The following is an 18468-nucleotide window of genomic DNA, read 5'->3' as shown; positions in this document are numbered from 1 at the left end:
ATGCGACTTCCGCACGAGATGGCTGTGGGCGGCATACTTGAAGTTTTATTGCCATAGAAACTTCAAACGCTGAATTATGGCAACCAGACACAAAAACGCAACCTTGATCAAGGTTGCGTTTTCCTTTTTATTCATCCAATTTTATCTCTTGACGTGCAGCCGGATATGAAGCTGCCGCACTTCCTCTGCCAACTCAGCTACAGGGCCTTCAATAACGGTATCCCTGATCACGTCTTCGATCGGAAGATTGCGGACGCGCGATGGGGAAACCCCTAGTTCATTCAGCCACTCTGCCAATTGCTTTGAAGAGCTGGCATATACAATTCGGCCTAGCCCCGCCCAGCCGTGGGCTGCGGCGCACATCGGACAATGCTCGCCCGACGTGTAGACGGTCGCCTTGCTACGCTCTTCCACCGTCATGTTATTGGCCGCCCAGCGCGCCAGCGCAAACTCCGGATGCTGAGTATGGTCGCCGCCTGCAACGTGGTTATGGTCCTCCATCAGCACCTCGCCGGTAGAGGAGACAAGTACAGAACCAAACGGCTCATCTCCTGCGTCCAGTGCGGCTTTGGCCAATTCAATACAGCGCCGCAGATGCTTCATATCCGTATCATTGATCAATGGAATATCCTCCTGTTCATCTATTCGTATAAAATCATGGTATCATAAGCATATCCATTCGAAAAATATAGTTAAACTATCATTCACTAAGGTTTTTCATATACAAGGAGGACAATTATGGATATCCGGCAGCTGCGCTACTTCATTGCAATTGTGGAGGAAGGGACCGTATCGGCCGCTGCGAAGCGGCTCCATCTCTCTCAACCTCCGCTAAGCCAACAATTGAAAGCGATGGAAGAAGAGCTCCGCACAGAATTAATGGAGCGAAGCGGCAAGTACTTGAAGCTGACAGCAGCGGGAAAGAAGCTCTATGAGTATGCTCTGCAAATGGTCGAGCTTATGGAGGAAGCCGCATTTGAGGTAAAAGAAGTGGGACAAGGCAGCAGCGGTACATTATCGATTGGCGTCAATACGCTTTCGGTTGCGGAGCTGCCGAACCTTCTCCACCGCTTCCGGGAAGGATATCCTAAGGCCGCCTACCATATCCAGCAAAATGAATCCGCCCGCCTCTGCCAACTAGTCAGAGAACGCGCGGTTGAGCTGGCGTTTATTCGTTTGCCGCTTGAATTAGGGGATGATCTGGCTGTTCGTCATCTATATAGCGAGCCGTTTTATGTAGTGACATCGGCCGAAGCGTCGAAATCAGCTCCTCTGGATGCTGGCCTCTCGCTTGCCGAGCTGCAAGATATCCCGCTGATGCTGCCCAGCACACCGGGACTAGGCGTGCATTATTTGATCCGGCAAGCCTTCTCCGAGCTTCATCTGCAACCGAATATTGTTGGAGAATGCTCCGACATCTCGCTGCTGATCAGGCTGGTGGAGTCCGGTTTTTGCTCGGCGATCGTACCGGAGACACTGCTCAAGGTGCATGACAGGGCTGCTATACGCGCCAATAAAATAACCAGCCCAACCGAGATGGTCTCTCCCGTCGGGCTGGTATGGCTTAAGAACCGCCGCTTGTCTGCGATGGCGGAGAACTTTATCCATCTGTATACAACTTAAACTATTTTCCCTTAAGCTTGTCCAATAGACGCAAGATAATGACAATCGCTTTAGCACGAGTAACCTGACGTAATGGCTGTAATTCGGACTGCTCTGTCCCAACCAGAATGCCCTCGTTTATAGCGGACAGAAAGGATGCTCTGGCCCAGTTCGGAATAACCTGCGCATCGCCAAAATCAGCTATGCCGACTCTCGTTCCATCAGCAGCTGGGCGCAGGTAGGCATCCAATTTGTATCGGCCAAGAGCATTATGGTCGGCACAGGCGAAGGGCGTTTCTCACCCAAAACCGTGTTAAGCTTCGAACAATCCTATATGATGCTGCATCGTTTTCTAGATACGGTTAAAGCACAATAATGGTCGTTCCGATATGCGAAGGAGAACAGGAGGAATATCTTCCTGCTCTCTTTTTTTTGTATTTACTTAAAAAATAGTTGAACAGGAATTGACAGCAGATTATGATCGATGATATATTGTGCATACACAACATACACAATTTTGGAGCGGAGGAAACGCTATGTTGGCTTTAGATCTTCGTAACGTAAGTAAAAAGTATGATCATTTTCAACTGAAGAACGTATCTTTTCAACTGGAAAAAGGCTACATTATGGGATTTATCGGCTCGAATGGCGCTGGCAAAACAACAACGATTAAGTCAATTCTGAATCTGATTCGCCTGGATAGCGGCGAGATTCATATTATGGGCAAGAACATGGGGCAGCACGAGGTGGAATTAAAGCAGGAGATCGGCTCTGCTTTTGGCGACATCAACTTTTATACCCGCACCAAAGTCAAGACATTAACGGATGTAATCAAGCGGTTCTATAAGAACTGGGATGATGCTACCTACCGCAAGTATTTGAAGAAGTTCAATCTGATCGAGGACAAAAAAATCTCCGAGTTATCGACCGGCATGAAGGTGAAATACAGCCTGGCTCTTGCCCTGTCGCATGGGGCGAAGCTTCTTATTCTGGATGAACCAACTAGCGGACTCGATCCTGTCGCCCGGGACAATCTGCTGGATATCTTCCGGGAGCTGGTGCAGGACGGCGAGATCAGTATCCTCTTCTCCACTCATATCACATCCGATCTCGAGAAATGTGCAGATTACATCACCTTCATTCATAACGGTGAAATCATCAAGAGTGCGGAGAAGGAAGAATTCGTAGATGCTTACCGTTTGCTCAATGGCAAGAAGGAGCAGCTGGATCTGATCAAGGACCGACTCATTTCTTACAAGGTCAATTCATTCGGCTTCACCGGCTTGATTCATACAAAGGACTTCGATTCGTCACTGGATATAAGGTCAGCGATACCGAATCTCGAGGAGATCATGATTTATTGCTCGAAGAAGGAGGATATCTAGGATGCATAACTTGTTAATGAAGGAATTTAAGATTGGCGTAAGTCCTTTCTTCTACGTACTGCCGTTTTTGACTGGCGCATTGATGCTTATTCCGGGTTGGCTGTACTTCCTGGTTATCCTCTACTTCTGTTTCATTACGATTCCGAACATGTTCGGCGGGTATAAGAGCCAGAACGATCTGATCTTCACAAGCATCATGCCGGTTACAAAAAGAGATATGGTGAAAGCAAGAGTCTCCTTTATCGTCATTCTGGAGCTGTTGCATATCGTTGTTGCCATGATTTATGGCGTGGTCACGTTACGTTTGTATCCGAATATGATGTACTTTTTCTTAAAGCCTTCCTTTGGCTTCTGGGGACTATGCTTTGTCATGCTGGCGATCTTCAACCTGATCTTCATCTCCATGTATTATAAGACGTCGTATAAATACGGTGCGGCAGCATTTGCAGCGAATGCAGGTGCAATCTTGTTTGCCGGAGGCGCCGAATGGCTTGTTTTGCAAAACTCGTATGTGTCCGATCTGTTCAATGGCGCTGGTAGCGACAATCTGGGCGCTCACCTCTTAATCTTGCTTGCAGGCATCGTGATATTTGCGCTATTTACATTTATCGCTTATCATATTGCCAACAAACGGTTTGAGAAAGTGGAAATGTAATGAACATCGCAATTTCGAATACATCTGAAAAACCTATCTATCAGCAGCTTTTCGAACAGATCAGCGCACAGATTCTCAAGGGTGAGCTGGAGAGCGGATACGGCCTGCCGCCCATACGGCAAGCGGCCACGGAGCTTGGCGTCAGCATCATCACGGTGAAGAAAGCTTGGGAAGAGCTGGAGCGGCTTGACCTCATCTATACCATTACCGGCAAAGGCTGCTTCGTCGCCGACCTCTCCCCTGACGAGATGCTGCAAAGACGCAATGACATGATCCTGCAGCGGATGGCGATTGACGCTGATTACTACAAATCCTTCGGACTTACGATAGAAGAAGTTTTTGAGCTTATGAGAAAGGTTTATTGATGGGGAACCACGTCCTTTAGAGGGACGTGGTTTTTGTTTTCTCAGATGGCCAACACCCGCATAATATCGTCAATTTTTTTGCCGTTCGAGATCACCCCGTTATTCATCCAGGTCAAAAAGTCCATCTCGTATGCCTGCAGCTTGCGTACGGCGGCAAGGCCTTTCCATACCTGGCTGCTGAGCAGCATCCGCTCCTCGCCCGGCCGACCGCTGTGCCATTTGTCGAACACCACAAACAGATGATCGGCGGACAGCCCCGCCAGTTGCTCCCCGGATAAAGCAATCATTTTGCCGTCGCCGAAGCCAGAGCTTGACTCTTCCGTCCCGGAAAGCCGATACGGCTGGAGACCCAGATCCTCGTACAGCACAGAAACGGCAAACCCTCCGCCGCAATCCGTATACATCAAAACGTAGTCCGCCGATACGCGCAAAAACGCAACCGTCTCGCCGCGAAGCTTGCGGCGCAGCGCCTCTCGCGCAGCAGCCGCCTTGGCTGTGTATTCCGTGAGAATGCGCTCCGCCAACTCCTCACGGCCGAAAAAATCGCCAAAGCGACGCAATACCATACGCCAATCATTCGTAGATTCAGGCATCACGCAGGTATGGGTGATGCGGCGGCATTGCTTGTACAGCGTATCATCGTAATGGTCCATAAGCAGGATCAGGTCGGGCCGATAATCGGCAATGGCGTGCAGACTTGCCGTCGCCAGCTCCATCTCGTCAAACACGGGAGTTTGCGACAGCCGCAAATAATCCTGCTTGCCCCATTTGGCATGCCAATACTGGGCAATCGGCATAACTCCGAGCGCCACTAGAAAATCCTCCAAATAAGGCGCTACAATTCGCGGCTGCTCCCGGTGATTCCGGCGGTATTGCCCTGGCGCGATGCCGATCGTCTGCTTGAAGCGGCGGCTGAAATAATATTCGTTCGCAAACCCGATCTGCTGCGCGATGTCCGACAGCTTGTCCTCCCCGGCTACCAGCAATTGCTTCGCCTTGTCCATGCGCATATCGTTCAAATATTGAAGAGGTGACTTGCCTGTCGCTCCCTTGAACAGACGCGGATATTTCCAAGGTTCGATCCATGCGATATCGGCCAGTTGCTCCACGGTGAGCGCATCGCTGTAATGCACGTTCATATATTGAATGGACCTGCCAATGCCTGCTTCGGCCGAAGCGGCTGCCTGTCGTGATTGCTGCTCATGCCAACTGATGATCATAAGCAGCAGCTCCTGAAAACGCAAATAGCGGTAATAGAATTGAAGCGACGTGGCATCGCGACAAGTTGGCTGCAGCAATTCCTCCACCAGCTCGACGGCTTTCGCATAAGTCCGCAGCTCCAGCACTTGGCCATAGGGAACAACGGCTTCCGGGAACTCTGGCTCCTCTCTGAGGGTTCCTGTAATGACCTCAACCTGTTCGGATCTGAACTGAAAAGAAAAAACATCGAAAGCGCAAACGGGCGAAAGCGCAAACAAGGAGATTTCCGCCGAATTCGCTTGCAGCCATACAAATTGCCCGGATCGGATGGGGCTTTCACCTTTGTCACCGTCTCGTCCTTGCAGCCGCGCCGCTCCATTCCTGACGATGATAAGCAGATCGAATCTCGCATCCTGGCAAAGCGCCGTTTCATGCTCCCGAATCCGGATATGCTTCGCTTCCCCCCATTCAAAGCGGTAGCTTCCCTTTACGGTAATAAAACTATTTTCACTCATCTTCCCCATACACTCCCAGCCCTTATCTGGAAACGGCGCCCTATCAGCTCCGCAAACATTGATAATAGTTCTCATTATCATCATAAACAAAAAAGGACAGCTCTTCAACCATTGTTGAAGCAACTCTCCTTTTTCGCCGGCGTGTCGCCTTCCCATTCGAGCGTTCATGCGCTGGATTGGTTAAGCGAAACCGATGTTACTTGATAAACAGCCTTTCCAAATCGTCCATCTTTTTCTGATCCCCGATAATCGCCGTCGTTTGCCAGTGTGAGCGCTCGACCTGGTAGACGTTGCCCTTCTGCACAGCGGGTACGGATTTCCAGATCGGACTATTCATCATCTCATCATAAGCTTGTGCTATACCCTCATCCTCCCAAGTGCCGTTGGACAGCAGCAATATCATATGGTCGGCGTCGAGCTCGGGAATCGCCTCCATGGACAATACGCTATTTCCCTCGGTCAAGTTTTTGGCATATTGCGGCGCTTGAATCCCCAGATCCTGATACAACAGCTTGCCGATAAACATGTTGTTGTAACTAAAAATATTAACCGACTTATCGGCGGAATTCATCCGTAACACAACGACTTTCTCATCCCTGGCCGAAGCGGCCATCTTGCCTTTCAGTTCCTCCACCCGCTGATCGTATTTCTGTAAAACCTCCGCCGCCTTCTCCGGCACGCCGAGCAAATCGGCAATCATGTTCAACGTCTGGCGCGAATCCGACAGCACGTCCTCTGGAATACGGAACGTCGGCGCAACTTTGCTGTACATTTCGTATTGGGCGTCATCTATGCCAGCGGTAATAATCAAATCCGGCTCGGAAACAAGCAGAGCTTCCACGCTTCCGGTAACGTCAAACAACGGCACCTCCAGACCCAAATAATCTTGCTTGCCCCACATCGGATTGAAATATTGCACGATCGGCGTCACGCCAAGCGCCACCAAATAATCCTCGCGGTATAAAGCAGCCACGCGTTTGGGGTTTACCGGAATTTCCAATTCTCCGAACTCATTTTTGACGATGCGCGTTGCCGGTACCGCTTGTTCCGCTTTACTGTCAGCGTTTGCTCCCCCGGAAGGCTGGCCGGAAACCGCTTCTCCGTTATTGATCCGGTTACCGGCATCGCCGCACCCGGCCAACAGCCCGATACATACAGTGACGACAACCGCTGATTTCAAAAATGTCTTCCAAACTTGCCTGACCATGATTTTACCCTCTCCTGATCCACATTAATGATATTGATAATTATTATCAATGAATTCATTGTACGCTTGTCGCCCCCGCTTCCTCAATACACATTTTCGTCAAAATCGTTTATAACAATTTAATGCCCCGAAGCAAACCAACAAATCCATTCATATGCATATGCTCCTGCTCCGCCATCACAATAAGTCGCGTTTAAGCCGATAAATAGGATATAGACCTTCTCCTATCAATCTTCCATTTCAACTTATTGAATCAGCCTTTCCCAATGCCGAGAGGAGTGATTTCACATGAGCAGACCATATATCTATGTGTTCACAGGCACAAGCGGCTCCGGTCGTAAAACGACGGCGAGACTTGCGCTGAAGCATACCCGCATTACCCATCTTCCTTCTTACACTGACCGACCGCCCAGAGACAAGGAGTCTCCGCCTGCAGATTACCGTTATCTGACGCCAGAGCAATTTGATGCTTTGAGCAAGCGTCACTATTTCTCTGAAGAAGTCAAAATCGACCGATACCGCTACGGCGTCGCGAGCAGAGAGCTGAATGACGCCCTTCTCGAGGGGCGAAGCGTCTATCTGATCCTAAATCGCGAGGGCGCTGATCGCATCCGCAGCCTGTATGGCGACAAAGTTGTTCGCATCTTTCTCTATGTCGAGAAGCGGCTCGTAAAAGAGCGCCTTGAAGAGAAAGGCATGTCGTATGAAATTATGAACAGCTATTTAAACCATTACACGGATGAAGTCACCTACCGCAAGGAATGCGAGCATGTCATTGAGAACGTCGACGCCGAACGCACCGCGGCATTCATTCGGGATCTAGTTGCAGGGTATGAGGCGGGAGATTTGGAGACATAAAGAAATGTCGATCCCTTCTCAGCCCAATCAAATTTTGATCCGCCAACCAAAAATGGGGTTGTTCCGACAGTCGGCTCGAGCCCCATCCGAAGCCGATTTTGCGAGAGAAAGGCCCTCAAATGCCACTTTGTAGCAGCATTTGAGGGCCTTTCGTTTATTTGCGTATCTTTATATAATATTCGCCCCACTCTTCCAATTGATCCAATATTGTTCTCAACGTTTTGCCTAACTCGCTCATTTCATAGACTACTTTCGGCGGTACCTGGTTATATACGGTTCGGGTGATGATGCCTGCTTCCTCCAGCTCCCGAAGAGACTGCGTTAACACTTTTTGAGATAAATCCGGAATTTCCTTACGGAACTCGCTTGTTCTCATGGGTCCGCAGTTAAGATGACATAAAATCAATAACTTCCACTTCCCCCCAATGACTTCCAAGGTCGCTTCAGCGAGGTTGTTATATGTGTGGGTCGGTTGTTTTTCCAATGGTCAGCCACTCCTTCAAAACAGAAATCAATCGTTACCTTCCAGTTCCTATAGCACTTTATGGTTCTATAAGAACATAAAAGTGCGTTCTTCCTATCTTTTACAACATCCTGCATAATGCAATTGTAGCATAGACCATGTAAAAAGAGTGGAGAAAGGAAGTTGACGAATCATGAAAGTACTGACTGTTGTATCACACCCGAGGGTGAATTCTTTAACCTTTTCCGTTGCGGATAGATTCACGCAGGGTCTTCTGAAGGCAGGTCACGAGACAGAGGTGCTGGATCTGCACCGCATCGGATTTGATCCAGTTCTATGGGAGGCCGATGAACCGGATTGGTCCATTGATCGCAAGATTTATTCTCCTGAAGTGGAGAACGAAATCGAACGCATGAAGAAATTCGACGCTCTTGCCTATGTCTTCCCGGTATGGTGGTATAGCGTACCTGCTATGTTGAAAGGTTATATTGATCGGGTGTGGAATAGCGGCGTTGCATATGGCTCCAATAAGCTGCCTCATAAGCAAGTGCTGTGGCTTGCTCTCGCAGCGGAGTCGAAGGAAGGAATGGAGAAAAGACATTTTGATCAAATGATGAATCATCAGCTCAATATTGCGATAGCCGGATACTGCGGAATTGCCAATAGCAAGGTAGAGCTCTTGAACAATACGTTAGATTCAAACCCGGAAACCCAAGAAAATTTGCTGAAGCAAGCTTATCAGCTTGGATTGAATTATGACACCGTAAAAGCTGCGTCCGTATAATCCCAACTCTTCGTCCGTGCATTACGATCCACAAACCGAGCATCTTTATCACCTGGTACCCGCACAGAAAAACCATCTGCCAGAACGTCAATAAGATCGCCGGATAGGGCGATCTTATTGGTACAGTTCAAGATGAGAGCTTGTCGGCGGCTTGGAACCACGTCTTGGGAGGGACGTGGGTTTTTGCGTAGTGGGCTGAAATAATCAGCTGTTCTGCCGTATGATATAGAATATGAATAGAATGATGATCAAGACCAATTTGATTCCATCCAGCCGCTTCCACTTTTCTTTCTTCCATTCTATCTGTTTTTGTCTTTCATTGTATTCGTCAACAGATTTCTGTCTTCTGACCGCCCGTTCCTGTTCCTCTTGGGCCTCTCTTCTTCGCGTTTCTTTTAGTTTGGCCAACTCCACTGGATCGGGAATTTCTCCCTCTCCTTTGCATGTATCGCAAGTCCGTATCCCGTTATCGCATCCGCATACAAGTATTTCTGTGCCTGACCCCTTACATTCCTTGCATATCAATCCGACATCCACTTTCCCTGCTCCGTCGCATTTTACGCAATTTGTATATCCACGTCCGCGACAGTCAAGGCACACACTGCCAAATTCTCTGCCCCGGCCATCACATGTTCGACATCTAACAATACCTTTACTGGAGCATTCCCAGCAATCACGACCATCGCTTACTCCGGAGCCGCTGCACATAAAACAGTTTTTCACTTTGATCGATTGTCCATTACAGAAACAAGGTATTACTTTTTTCCCCTCACAATGGGTACAAACTATTTTACTTAATTGAACCATTAAGCATCCGCCTCTTAAGTTGTGTGTTTAGGAACTATTTCCCATCCACTATACCGTGTTTGGCGAATTTATTCTATCATCAATATTCACATATTTCATCGATACCAGGTGATGAATACCGTTTTGTTCAGCCAGCTTTTTAGGGAGCGCCTTCCTCTTGTACTCCTTGAACCCCAGCTTTTCATATAACCGGATTGCCGGGATATTCGTATCCGCGACCTCTTCGATCAAACATTCTTTATACGCCTTGCTTCCCAAGATATGAGTGATGACCTGCGATGCCGCTCCTTGGCCTCGGAATTCGAGCGCCGTACCGACAAACTCCAAGGAAATTTGATCTCCATTGGGATTATGAAACGGCACTTGAAACTCTCGTTTGAGAAACAGCACGGCAAGCATTCCCTTGTAAAAGCCCAAATGCTTGATCAACTGCTTCGTATTCAGCCTCACCGATAGCTCTGTTCCGTCCGTACAAGCCGCCATAGCCGCCACTTTATCACCCGACATCGCCAAGTAGAATTGGCTTTCGACGAATATATGTGCAAAAGCTCTGGAAATCTGCCGCTTGTCTTTGGAAAAAAAGCCAAGCCACTGCGTAAACCCGTCTGCGAAAATATCAGCCATTTGCGGCCTGATCTCTGCTCTTGTTTGATCCGCTCTGATAATGGTGAACATCTGTATTCAGCCCCCTTTCGAGAATAGAAACGCTGTCAGGATGGAAGGTGACGGCATAACGAAGTCATCCTTCATCTTCACTTTCATCTCAGCTAGCCCCTGAATGAATGAAAAGAAGAACATAGCCATCTCATAAGAATCGCCAGCGGCGAACTCGTCTAGCTCTTGCCCTCGCTTGATCAGCTTGCTGGTAGCCATGATTAGGTTTTTGTTTACTGTAACCACACCATTCTGCCCATCATTGGTGTCACCTATGGAATGAAACGACTGCGACATAAGTATCATCAGATTCGCCAGATCGTCGCCGGATACCATATCCTCATAAATTTCTTGGACGAACCCTTTCATCAACACAGAAGGCGATTCGTCAGATTGAAATCGTTCCGCAACCCGGGCGAGACCTGCTGCTGCAAACTCCGCCAGCTCATGAAATAACTCATCTTTTGTTTTGTAATGTCTGTATAAAAGACCGATACTGATCCCGGCTTTGTCGGCGATCTCCTGCACATTCGTCATGCCGAATCCCTGCTGGGCAAATAGCTGCATCGCTGCGGATTGTATTTTAGCCCGCGTGGCATTTCGCATTTCTTCAAACTGCTCTTTCGTTCTCGGCATTGTGTCACCATCTTTTTGAATGAGTTTTTACTCATTATAAAATAATAAGGTTGGATACGCAATACTTTAGCTTATACAGATCTGTACGGAAGCGTAAAAAAACGCAACCTTTATTGGTTGCGTTCTATCCACTCTAATCTATCGTTACTAATTTCTATGACCTTCCACCACTTACAGTAATCGTTTCTCCCAAAATATAATTGGAAGCATCGGATGCAAGGAAACAGAGAACTTCGGCGATTTCCTGTGAAGTAGCTGCTCGCTTCATGGGAACGGGTGCTACGAGTCTATCCAGTCGATTCGTATCTCCTACTGCATTCTGATTATAGTTAATGACAACCTTCGCTCCTCTTGCAGCCATTAACTCCGCTGTAGCGCGGCCAATTCCACTGCAGGAGAACACTGTTTTGAAAGTGATAGTCTACGGGTCAGCATTCATCTATATATGTGATGATTCTTCGCATGAATAATCAAGCTTTTTTAAAAATTTTAAAAGGAGCGCCAACTGGCAGAAAAACTCGTCCAAAGTGTGCGTTCAGCACAGCAGCTCCGCATCCGTAGAAGGATACAATGGCTATAGCTAGCTCCGCATAAGCCGCCAAGGAATGAAAAGCTCCATTTCCTACCCCAAATGAATCTAAGCTTAATCCAATAAACAAGAAATCAATCCATACAAAAATGATAAATAGCACTTTGTTGGTTTCCATTGCTCCAATGGTCATGAAGAGCGTAAAGATCAGATAGCCAAGAAAGACAAAGCCTAGCTGCTTCACATCGAGCCCGGATGCCAGCTCCGGCCCGAATACCCCCAGCTTAATCAGCCAGCTGGCTGCCATCCCAAACCAGAAGAACGCATAAGCTCCAAAGGCTGTCATGCCAAATGTGTTGTTATGCTTCGCATCTTGTATGCAGGCGAATAGCTGCGCGAATGCCCCGAAAAAAATAGCCCAAGGGATAACATAACCCAATCCAGATGTGATGCCCAGCTTTTGCGATGATGCAACCAGCGTGACGATGGCCAGACCGAATAATCCAATTGCACTGGGGTCTGCTGTTACGATTTTTACATGTTGTTGCGACTGTGATGTCATGAACTAAGATGCCTCCGATTTCGTATGAAACAATTTAACGACCTATTCTATCACATCACAATGAAACTGAATATATCCGTGTATATATTGTCATATTTCCGTTCAGACGATAGAAAAAGCGTCAGACCCGAACTTTAATAAAGTCCAGTCTGACGCTGTTACCATGTACCCTCGTTAGCCGATAGCTTCAGCTTATTATGGATTAATCATCCAAACCCTTCCCATCCAAAATATGCGGCAAATACTTCTCAATCCGTGCCTCTCGCGTCTTGGATTGTTTGGCCCCAGAGAAGTAGAAGAGGTATGCTCTTTGCCGTCCCGGTGTCAGGGCTTCAAATGCGGTTTTCAGTTCAGGAATTTCCACAAATTTATTATCCAGCTCCTCAGGAACGGTATACTCTGTCGTCTTCTTGAATTCCACCTGCAAGCCGGCTTTCTCCACTTCAATCGCTTCATAGATGTATTCTTTGATTATCAATTGCATCTCTTCGATTTGCTCTACATTCGTAAAGCGAATTTGGCGGGCTGCCTGTACGTTCTCCGTCTGCTGAATGAGGATACCATGGGGATCCTTGAGCAAAGAGCCTTTATGGAACAGAAGCGCGCAATATTCTTTAAACCCATGTATGATCACAATGTTGTTACCCTCAAACGTGTAGCAAGGATGCATCCACTTGAAGTCTTCGGTCAGCTCGCAGTCGAGAACGATTTCCCGTAGTGCTTCAAATTCTTCCTTCCAGCTCTTGGCCTTTCTCAAAAAACCGTCAACCTTGGCATTCAGCTTGCTTGTTGTCATACAGGAACACTCCTCATTCACTAGTAGCAAATATGATTTTCAATAACTTCCATTGTACCTGTCTCTTTAATCGATTATACCAGCATATTCTCAAGCTCGCCGCACCATTTGCTCCATCCATATTTCGCTCCGCCCAGCGCTTGCGGATTGGACAGGCCGGTTTGCTCCAATTGCAGATTCACCTTCCCGTTGCCGAGATCCTGCAGCGTCCATGTAACGGTATGCTTCTCATCACCGCTGGACCAGGTGTAGGATACCCGATTGGGCTCATCGACGGTCAGCACCTCGCCGCTAATAATGCCGTCCCACCATTCATTCGGCTGGGTGCGGAATTGGAACTGATGGCCTACGACGGGTTTAAAATCATTTTCCATCGGCTCGCCCGTATGAATATTCGCAATCCACTTCGACAGCTTCGTTGAATCGGTAATGGCCGACCACAGCCTCTCGATCGACGTGTTGTACTGAAACTCCAAATTTAATGTTAAACTCATGTTTCTTCCTCCTCTAATAGTTGGTTTAAGCGCAGCATATTCTTCTTCCAGAAATCGCTATAATAACCCACCCAATCTTGCACTTCTTTCAGCGGTGTGGCATTTAGCCGGTATCTCGTTTCTCTGCCAACTTTCCTGTCGAGCACTAGTCCCGCTTCCTTTAAGATGGTCAAATGCTTGGATACCGCCGTTCGCCCGATTTCAAACCGTGCGGTCAAATCATGAAGCGGTACCTCTTCAGCCTCTGCCAGCAAACGGATCAGCCGGCGTCTAGTTGGATCTGCAATGGCGTCAAATACATCCCTCAACCGGTTGTTCTCACTCATAACAGCCTCCCTCCACTAGGTTCTGGAGTAGCTTCAACGAAGGAACCACCCTTAAAGCTTCCGGTTCTTCGGTCTCAGCGCCCATGCGGCGATATTAAGTGCAGCGTAGCAGAGCGGAAGGATCAGATTAAAGCCGCCTTCACCATAATCGTTAGCGAACACATGGGACAAAGCCGCACCCGTCATTAGAAAAAAGATGCCTGCATGAGCCCATTCCTTCACCCGGGGAAAACCAGGCATGATGATCGCTACCGCTCCAAGCACCTTCCATATCCCCAGAATGGTCATGATATACAATGGGAATCCGATACTTGTGACGAGCTCGACGTTGCCCCCTAATTGCATTAGCTGCCCGATCCCGCTTAAAGTCATAGCTACGGCGAGCAGTGATGCGGCCGTCCAATAAGCAATGATTTTGCCTCTGGACTGCGTTTCTGCTTTCGCCAACATTTTCGCGCCTATTATGTTGCTCATTTTCTTCCTCCTCGTTATGGTTCAAGTCGTATTGATTAATATTCAAATCTTTTCAGCAGCTTTATTGGACACCATTTGGTGTCTATTTGATGTTTTGATTATAGGACACCTTTTGGTGTCATGTCAATATCATTTTTTATGCCTTCCGCAAAAAAAAGAAATCCACATGGAGTGAATACACTCGCATGTGGATTTCTTTGTCATTTTATAATGCATCCGTATACTTCCTAACCAGACTCATCAATGCAAATAACTACACAACCCGCCTTCTAGCGCATGGGTCCAATTGTTATTGTGCCGCTTCGCCGCTTGCATCGTGGAGAACTTGGAATGCGTGATGATCAGCTCCGTCTTGCCGCCCTTCTCGACAAAACCAATCGTAACAAGCGTTTCCTCAGCACTCGCCCCTTCATTAACCCACTTCCAGGTGAATGAAAGCTTTTTATTCGGAACGATCTCCACATAATGGCCTGCCAGCGTGTGAATGCTGCCATTGGGGGCTTCCATATGGAAGATGTAGCTCCCTCCGACTGTAACGTCCATCTGCTCTACGGTCGTCGTAAAATCGGTCAGTCCCCACCATTGCTCCAGCTGTTCTTTTTTCGTCCAGGCCTGGAACACTCTGTCGATGCTCGCGTTGTATACGTGATGAAGCTTGAGGAGAAATTTCCCGTCATCCAATGAAATCATGTGTAGCGCCTCCATTAGTCTTCTTTGGACTGAGTCTCCAGGAACTGTTCAAGGTTGAACACCTGCGCAGTCCAGAACTTCCTCAAGTCCACCAACCACTCTTGAGCATTTTCTATCGCCTGTGGGTTCAGATAATAATACCGGTACGTTCCTTCCTTCCGAACGGAAACTAAACCTGCCTTCTCCATCACCTTCAGGTGCTTGGATATGGCAGGCAAGGACATATCAAAAGGCTTCGCCAGGTTCATAACCGTCATCTCGCTGGCCGCCAAGCTACGTATGATCTCTCGTCTCGTCGGATCAGAGAGCGCCTGGAACACATCATTTAAGTTCTCATCGTTATAATTAACCATACGTTTAAGTTTATGCGATTTTGATCTAAAGTCAAGAAGAGCCGAACGGCTCGATTCAACCGAATACCGCCGGCTCTGGTCTAGAATATTTAGAAGCTGCTTGCCATCTCGCGCGCTTGTTGAATCGCCCTTTCTTTAATCGCTGGAGCCTGCTCAGGATCTGCAGCCATCCCCTCTACAAAGATGCTCCCAAAGCTGGGAATCTCGAAAAACTTCATAATGGCATTCAAATGACGATGCCCCATTTCGAGATCCGCAAGCTCTGAACCAGGAGACAACACGCTTCCGCTCGCTTGAATGTGAACCGCCTTTTTATCCCTCAGCAAGCCAACCCGCCCTTGCCCTGGAACGTATTTGAACGTCTTGCCAGCCACACATATGGAGTCGATATAGGCTTTCATGACAGGAGGAAAGGAATAATTCCAAATGGGGTTAACAAAAATATACTTATCTGCGGCCACGAACTGTTCGACCAATTCTCCGAGACGTCCTACCTTTGCTTTCTCAGCATCCGTCAATTCCTCAAATGCAGTGCCTCCCCCAAGCTTGCCCCATCCGCTGAATACATCGGCATCTAGCTCAGGAATGCTCATTTTGTAGAGATCCAGATGGATAACCTCATCATCCGGATTAGCGGATCGGTATGCTGACACGAATGCTTGTCCTACTGCCAGACTATAAGAGGTTTCATAATTAGGATTTGCTGTTATAAATAATACGGTTGCCATAAATGAAGACCTGCCTTTTTATTAGAATGTTTGTGATGAAAAATGATCAATACATAGCTACGGCGTATCATAATCGGATTCAACAACTCATTTTCTGTACTCATCAACTCCTGAGTTAGTTTATATTTAACCGTTTGGTTATTTAACTTATAGGTTAAATATAAGGCGGATTAATCTAATTGTCAAGCAGAAATCCCTGCGCGGATCAGCTACCTCTCCCTGCCAACTTTTCAATCTGAATGGGCTTCGTCACATCAAGCTCCAAAGTAAAGGTTGAGTAGACTTATCCCACGAGTTCACCACGAAAAAACACGCCGAAGATGGCGTGTTTTTTTCGGTTTGGCAAGCACTGGACCGAGATAGACTAATGCGCAATCATTTCATGCGCAATACTGTGACCATCCATGCTGGTCGGGTAGTAAGTAGGCCAATTGGTCACTTCCTTCAGCAAAGCATCGCGGTCGTCTCCCCAATACAGGTGGAAGTGGCCGGATTTGATTGGAGCAATGCGGTGATCACTGAATTGGATGTATCGAGGCAACCCATCGATAGCTTCCACCGATTTGAAAACGAATCGCACTCCGCGATTTCCCGCTTCATACGTCAGTATTTCGTATCCATCGGATTGATACTTGCCTGTGTACTCCTTGCCATTCTTGTAAAAGGTAACGGTATCGCCAACGATGACAATCCGTTCCGTGTCGGTTTTGTAGCCAACATCGTAGTATTCCTTGTACGCTGCCGCCGTCATTGTCCCGGTATCCGCCGCTTTGTGTGCGAACACCTCATCCAGCGTTCCATCCAGCAAATACGAATATACCGATTGCCAATCTCCCTCCCAATCGGCTAGCGTGCGATCCAGAACCTGGCTGTCCTCGAAGTATCCCTTGTAGATCGCCGTTTCCTCTTCATCATGGTCGTGGCTGTGCTCATGATCGTGGTCATCATGGTCGTGATCATGATCGTGATCATCAGCGTGACTATGGTTATTGCTGCTTTCAATAATTTCGATTTCTGCCGCTGCTTCCTTGGAAAGATGATTGCCATTAGAGTCCGAACTTTGACAGCCTGCAAGCAATACCCCCAATGCTATTACAAATATTCCTGTTCTAAATGTCCCTATCATTACAAGTCTCCTCTATTTAATAGTAATGTTTACTATTAAGGATTATACGGAGGATGAACGGATTCGTCAAGGTAATTCGTAATAATTACGAATATATCGCCCGGCTCGCCTGTGAATGGAGTAGATCAGCCTCAAAAAAACGGCATCCTATGTAAGAACCCTTACACATGATGCCGCAACAGCTTTTCTTATTTGATTTCTTCCATATATGCCCCGAATTTTTCTGCGATTTCTTTTGCATGGGTACGATACAAGTAATGATCCGCTTCGAGTGTCATCACTTTACCATACATAGAAGCTTTTGCTTGCTTATCATGCTCAGGTATCCATCTATCCGTTACAGGATGATTCGCTTGTACAAAAAAAACAACGGGAAGCTTATGGGGGAATGTTATCTGTTCAGCCCCTTTAAAATTAGCAGGCATCCACTTAATTTCATTTATATGGTTTGGATTTAACATGTTTTTGAGACCAAGCATTCTCATTTGTTCTTTTGTTTCATCATCATAAGGGAGCTCAACATACGGGTCATCGCCTAGCTTCGCATATAATCTGTTGAACCCGGTTTTTTTGATTAGGCTTAAAAGCCCTAAAGTTGAAGATGAAACCTCTTGTTCACTAAGCGTTGGAACGCTGCTATCGAGCCCTACAAATGCACTCACTTCGTTTTCATATTTGTTCACATAATCTAAGCCGTACAGGCCAGAAATGGAGTGAGTCATTAGAATGTAACGGTCAATTTGCAGGCTCTGCAAGGCTTCGTGGATTTCACTTACGATATTTGCTGTCGTTCTTTCTTTATCTGTAATATCACTTAATCCATAACCAAAAGGTTCAATCACGACCACTTTGTAGAATGGTGATAGCTCATCGATTAACGGCTTAAAATCAAGTGCTGGCGCCGCAGTTCCAAAGCCCGGCAAAAGCACGATTATTTCTTCCCCTGTTCCTTGAATGACAGCATTCATCTTTTTCCCGTCTACAGGCACTAATTGGCCATAGGATTGTATCTTCCCCTGCTCCGATTTGGCGGCGACCTTATCTACGATAAAAACAATGCCAACAAATACGATTCCTAGTATGGCCAATACTGCTATTGCTTTCATTAAAAGAATAACGATTTTTTTCATCATTGAAGTTGGCTTCTTATCTGTAGCCGGTTCCTTCTTCCCCTTTATGACCTCACTTTGTTTCACTCGTATCGACTCCTGACCTTATCAATTTATTAGCTGCAAGCCTTCAAGGAAATCATACACGAC

23 protein-coding genes are annotated in these 18468 nt (G+C 47.2%); 6 read left to right on the top strand and 17 right to left on the bottom strand.

Features of this window, described 5'->3' with window-relative positions:
- Window positions 1-141: 141 nt before the first annotated feature.
- Entirely contained in the window at window positions 142-621 is a 480-nt protein-coding gene (locus tag D3P07_RS22925) for a nucleoside deaminase (protein ID WP_119802619.1), read from the bottom strand.
- Between the two features lie 117 nt (window positions 622-738).
- Here D3P07_RS22925 and D3P07_RS22920 point away from each other — a divergent pair, with 117 nt between their 5' ends.
- The 4 genes from D3P07_RS22920 to D3P07_RS22900 all read left to right on the top strand — a co-directional run bounded on the left by D3P07_RS22920 (window position 739) and on the right by D3P07_RS22900 (window position 4007).
- Window positions 739-1623: a LysR family transcriptional regulator gene (locus D3P07_RS22920; protein ID WP_119802617.1), complete on the top strand. Its 885-nt coding sequence runs from the start codon at window positions 739-741 to the stop codon at window positions 1621-1623.
- Between the two features lie 515 nt (window positions 1624-2138).
- Window positions 2139-2987: an ABC transporter ATP-binding protein gene (locus D3P07_RS22910; protein ID WP_119802613.1), complete on the top strand. Its 849-nt coding sequence runs from the start codon at window positions 2139-2141 to the stop codon at window positions 2985-2987.
- Between the two features lies 1 nt (window position 2988).
- Complete coding sequence (locus D3P07_RS22905) at window positions 2989-3642, top strand: ABC-2 transporter permease (protein WP_119802611.1); 654 nt, start codon at window positions 2989-2991, stop codon at window positions 3640-3642.
- Window positions 3642-4007 (top strand): GntR family transcriptional regulator, encoded by a 366-nt coding sequence (locus D3P07_RS22900; RefSeq protein WP_119802609.1) that lies wholly within the window; start codon window positions 3642-3644, stop codon window positions 4005-4007. Before D3P07_RS22905 ends, D3P07_RS22900 begins: the two co-directional genes overlap by 1 nt.
- 41 nt (window positions 4008-4048) lie before the next feature.
- On the opposite strand, the gene D3P07_RS22895 is transcribed toward D3P07_RS22900, so the two are convergent.
- Together D3P07_RS22895 and D3P07_RS22890 are read right to left on the bottom strand one after the other, a co-directional pair.
- Complete coding sequence (locus D3P07_RS22895; protein WP_182914472.1) at window positions 4049-5722, bottom strand: helix-turn-helix domain-containing protein; 1674 nt, start codon at window positions 5720-5722, stop codon at window positions 4049-4051.
- 196 nt (window positions 5723-5918) lie between these two features.
- Window positions 5919-6929: an ABC transporter substrate-binding protein gene (locus D3P07_RS22890; RefSeq protein ID WP_119802605.1), complete on the bottom strand. Its 1011-nt coding sequence runs from the start codon at window positions 6927-6929 to the stop codon at window positions 5919-5921.
- Window positions 6930-7217: 288 nt separating this feature from the next.
- On the opposite strand from D3P07_RS22890, the gene D3P07_RS22885 reads away from it, so the two are divergent.
- Window positions 7218-7787 carry a guanylate kinase gene (locus D3P07_RS22885; RefSeq protein ID WP_119802603.1) on the top strand — a complete coding sequence of 190 codons (570 nt, stop codon included), beginning with the start codon at window positions 7218-7220 and terminating at the stop codon, window positions 7785-7787.
- 154 nt (window positions 7788-7941) lie between these two features.
- Here D3P07_RS22885 and D3P07_RS22880 read toward each other — a convergent pair whose 3' ends face one another.
- Window positions 7942-8271, bottom strand: a complete 330-nt coding sequence (locus D3P07_RS22880; protein WP_119802601.1) for a winged helix-turn-helix transcriptional regulator — start codon at window positions 8269-8271, stop codon at window positions 7942-7944.
- A 172-nt stretch (window positions 8272-8443) separates the two neighbouring features.
- Between D3P07_RS22880 and D3P07_RS22875 the strand changes: the two genes are divergently transcribed.
- Window positions 8444-9034: an NAD(P)H oxidoreductase gene (locus tag D3P07_RS22875; protein WP_119802599.1), complete on the top strand. Its 591-nt coding sequence runs from the start codon at window positions 8444-8446 to the stop codon at window positions 9032-9034.
- Between the two features lie 855 nt (window positions 9035-9889).
- On the opposite strand, the gene D3P07_RS22865 is transcribed toward D3P07_RS22875, so the two are convergent.
- From D3P07_RS22865 to D3P07_RS22805, 13 genes are all read right to left on the bottom strand, one after another.
- Window positions 9890-10516, bottom strand: coding sequence for a GNAT family N-acetyltransferase (locus tag D3P07_RS22865; RefSeq protein WP_119802595.1), 627 nt, complete (start codon window positions 10514-10516; stop codon window positions 9890-9892).
- A gap of 6 nt (window positions 10517-10522) precedes the next feature.
- Window positions 10523-11131 (bottom strand): TetR/AcrR family transcriptional regulator, encoded by a 609-nt coding sequence (locus tag D3P07_RS22860; protein WP_119802593.1) that lies wholly within the window; start codon window positions 11129-11131, stop codon window positions 10523-10525.
- Window positions 11132-11285: 154 nt separating this feature from the next.
- Window positions 11286-11492: an SDR family oxidoreductase gene (locus D3P07_RS22855; RefSeq protein WP_119802591.1), complete on the bottom strand. Its 207-nt coding sequence runs from the start codon at window positions 11490-11492 to the stop codon at window positions 11286-11288.
- 109 nt (window positions 11493-11601) lie between these two features.
- On the bottom strand, window positions 11602-12222 hold the full coding sequence (locus tag D3P07_RS22850; RefSeq protein ID WP_119802589.1) for an acetate uptake transporter: 621 nt from the start codon (window positions 12220-12222) through the stop codon (window positions 11602-11604).
- 202 nt (window positions 12223-12424) lie between these two features.
- Complete coding sequence (locus tag D3P07_RS22845) at window positions 12425-13018, bottom strand: YdeI/OmpD-associated family protein (protein WP_119802587.1); 594 nt, start codon at window positions 13016-13018, stop codon at window positions 12425-12427.
- Window positions 13019-13092: 74 nt separating this feature from the next.
- The gene (locus D3P07_RS22840; protein WP_119802585.1) at window positions 13093-13512 is read right to left on the bottom strand and encodes an SRPBCC family protein; all 420 of its coding nucleotides are present in this window, start codon (window positions 13510-13512) and stop codon (window positions 13093-13095) included.
- Window positions 13509-13838: an ArsR/SmtB family transcription factor gene (locus tag D3P07_RS22835; protein ID WP_119802583.1), complete on the bottom strand. Its 330-nt coding sequence runs from the start codon at window positions 13836-13838 to the stop codon at window positions 13509-13511. The genes D3P07_RS22840 and D3P07_RS22835 overlap by 4 nt, the downstream gene beginning before the upstream one ends.
- A gap of 51 nt (window positions 13839-13889) precedes the next feature.
- On the bottom strand, window positions 13890-14312 hold the full coding sequence (locus tag D3P07_RS22830) for a DoxX family protein (protein WP_119802581.1): 423 nt from the start codon (window positions 14310-14312) through the stop codon (window positions 13890-13892).
- 240 nt (window positions 14313-14552) lie between these two features.
- Window positions 14553-15002: an SRPBCC family protein gene (locus D3P07_RS22825; protein WP_182914471.1), complete on the bottom strand. Its 450-nt coding sequence runs from the start codon at window positions 15000-15002 to the stop codon at window positions 14553-14555.
- A gap of 14 nt (window positions 15003-15016) precedes the next feature.
- Window positions 15017-15355, bottom strand: coding sequence for an ArsR/SmtB family transcription factor (locus tag D3P07_RS22820; protein ID WP_119802577.1), 339 nt, complete (start codon window positions 15353-15355; stop codon window positions 15017-15019).
- An 89-nt stretch (window positions 15356-15444) separates the two neighbouring features.
- A complete protein-coding gene (locus D3P07_RS22815) occupies window positions 15445-16083 on the bottom strand; it encodes an NAD(P)H-dependent oxidoreductase (RefSeq protein ID WP_119802575.1) in 639 nt (212 codons plus the stop codon).
- 364 nt (window positions 16084-16447) lie between these two features.
- Window positions 16448-17209 (bottom strand): metal-binding protein ZinT, encoded by a 762-nt coding sequence (locus D3P07_RS22810; RefSeq protein WP_119802573.1) that lies wholly within the window; start codon window positions 17207-17209, stop codon window positions 16448-16450.
- A 188-nt stretch (window positions 17210-17397) separates the two neighbouring features.
- Window positions 17398-18405: an alpha/beta hydrolase gene (locus tag D3P07_RS22805; RefSeq protein WP_397334617.1), complete on the bottom strand. Its 1008-nt coding sequence runs from the start codon at window positions 18403-18405 to the stop codon at window positions 17398-17400.
- Window positions 18406-18468 lie beyond the last annotated feature (63 nt).

This window comes from Paenibacillus sp. 1011MAR3C5 (assembly GCF_003591485.1).
GTDB lineage: Bacteria > Bacillota > Bacilli > Paenibacillales > Paenibacillaceae > Pristimantibacillus.
The sequence above is the reverse complement of the archived record's forward strand: the minus strand, read 5'-3'. Positions and strand labels throughout refer to the sequence as shown.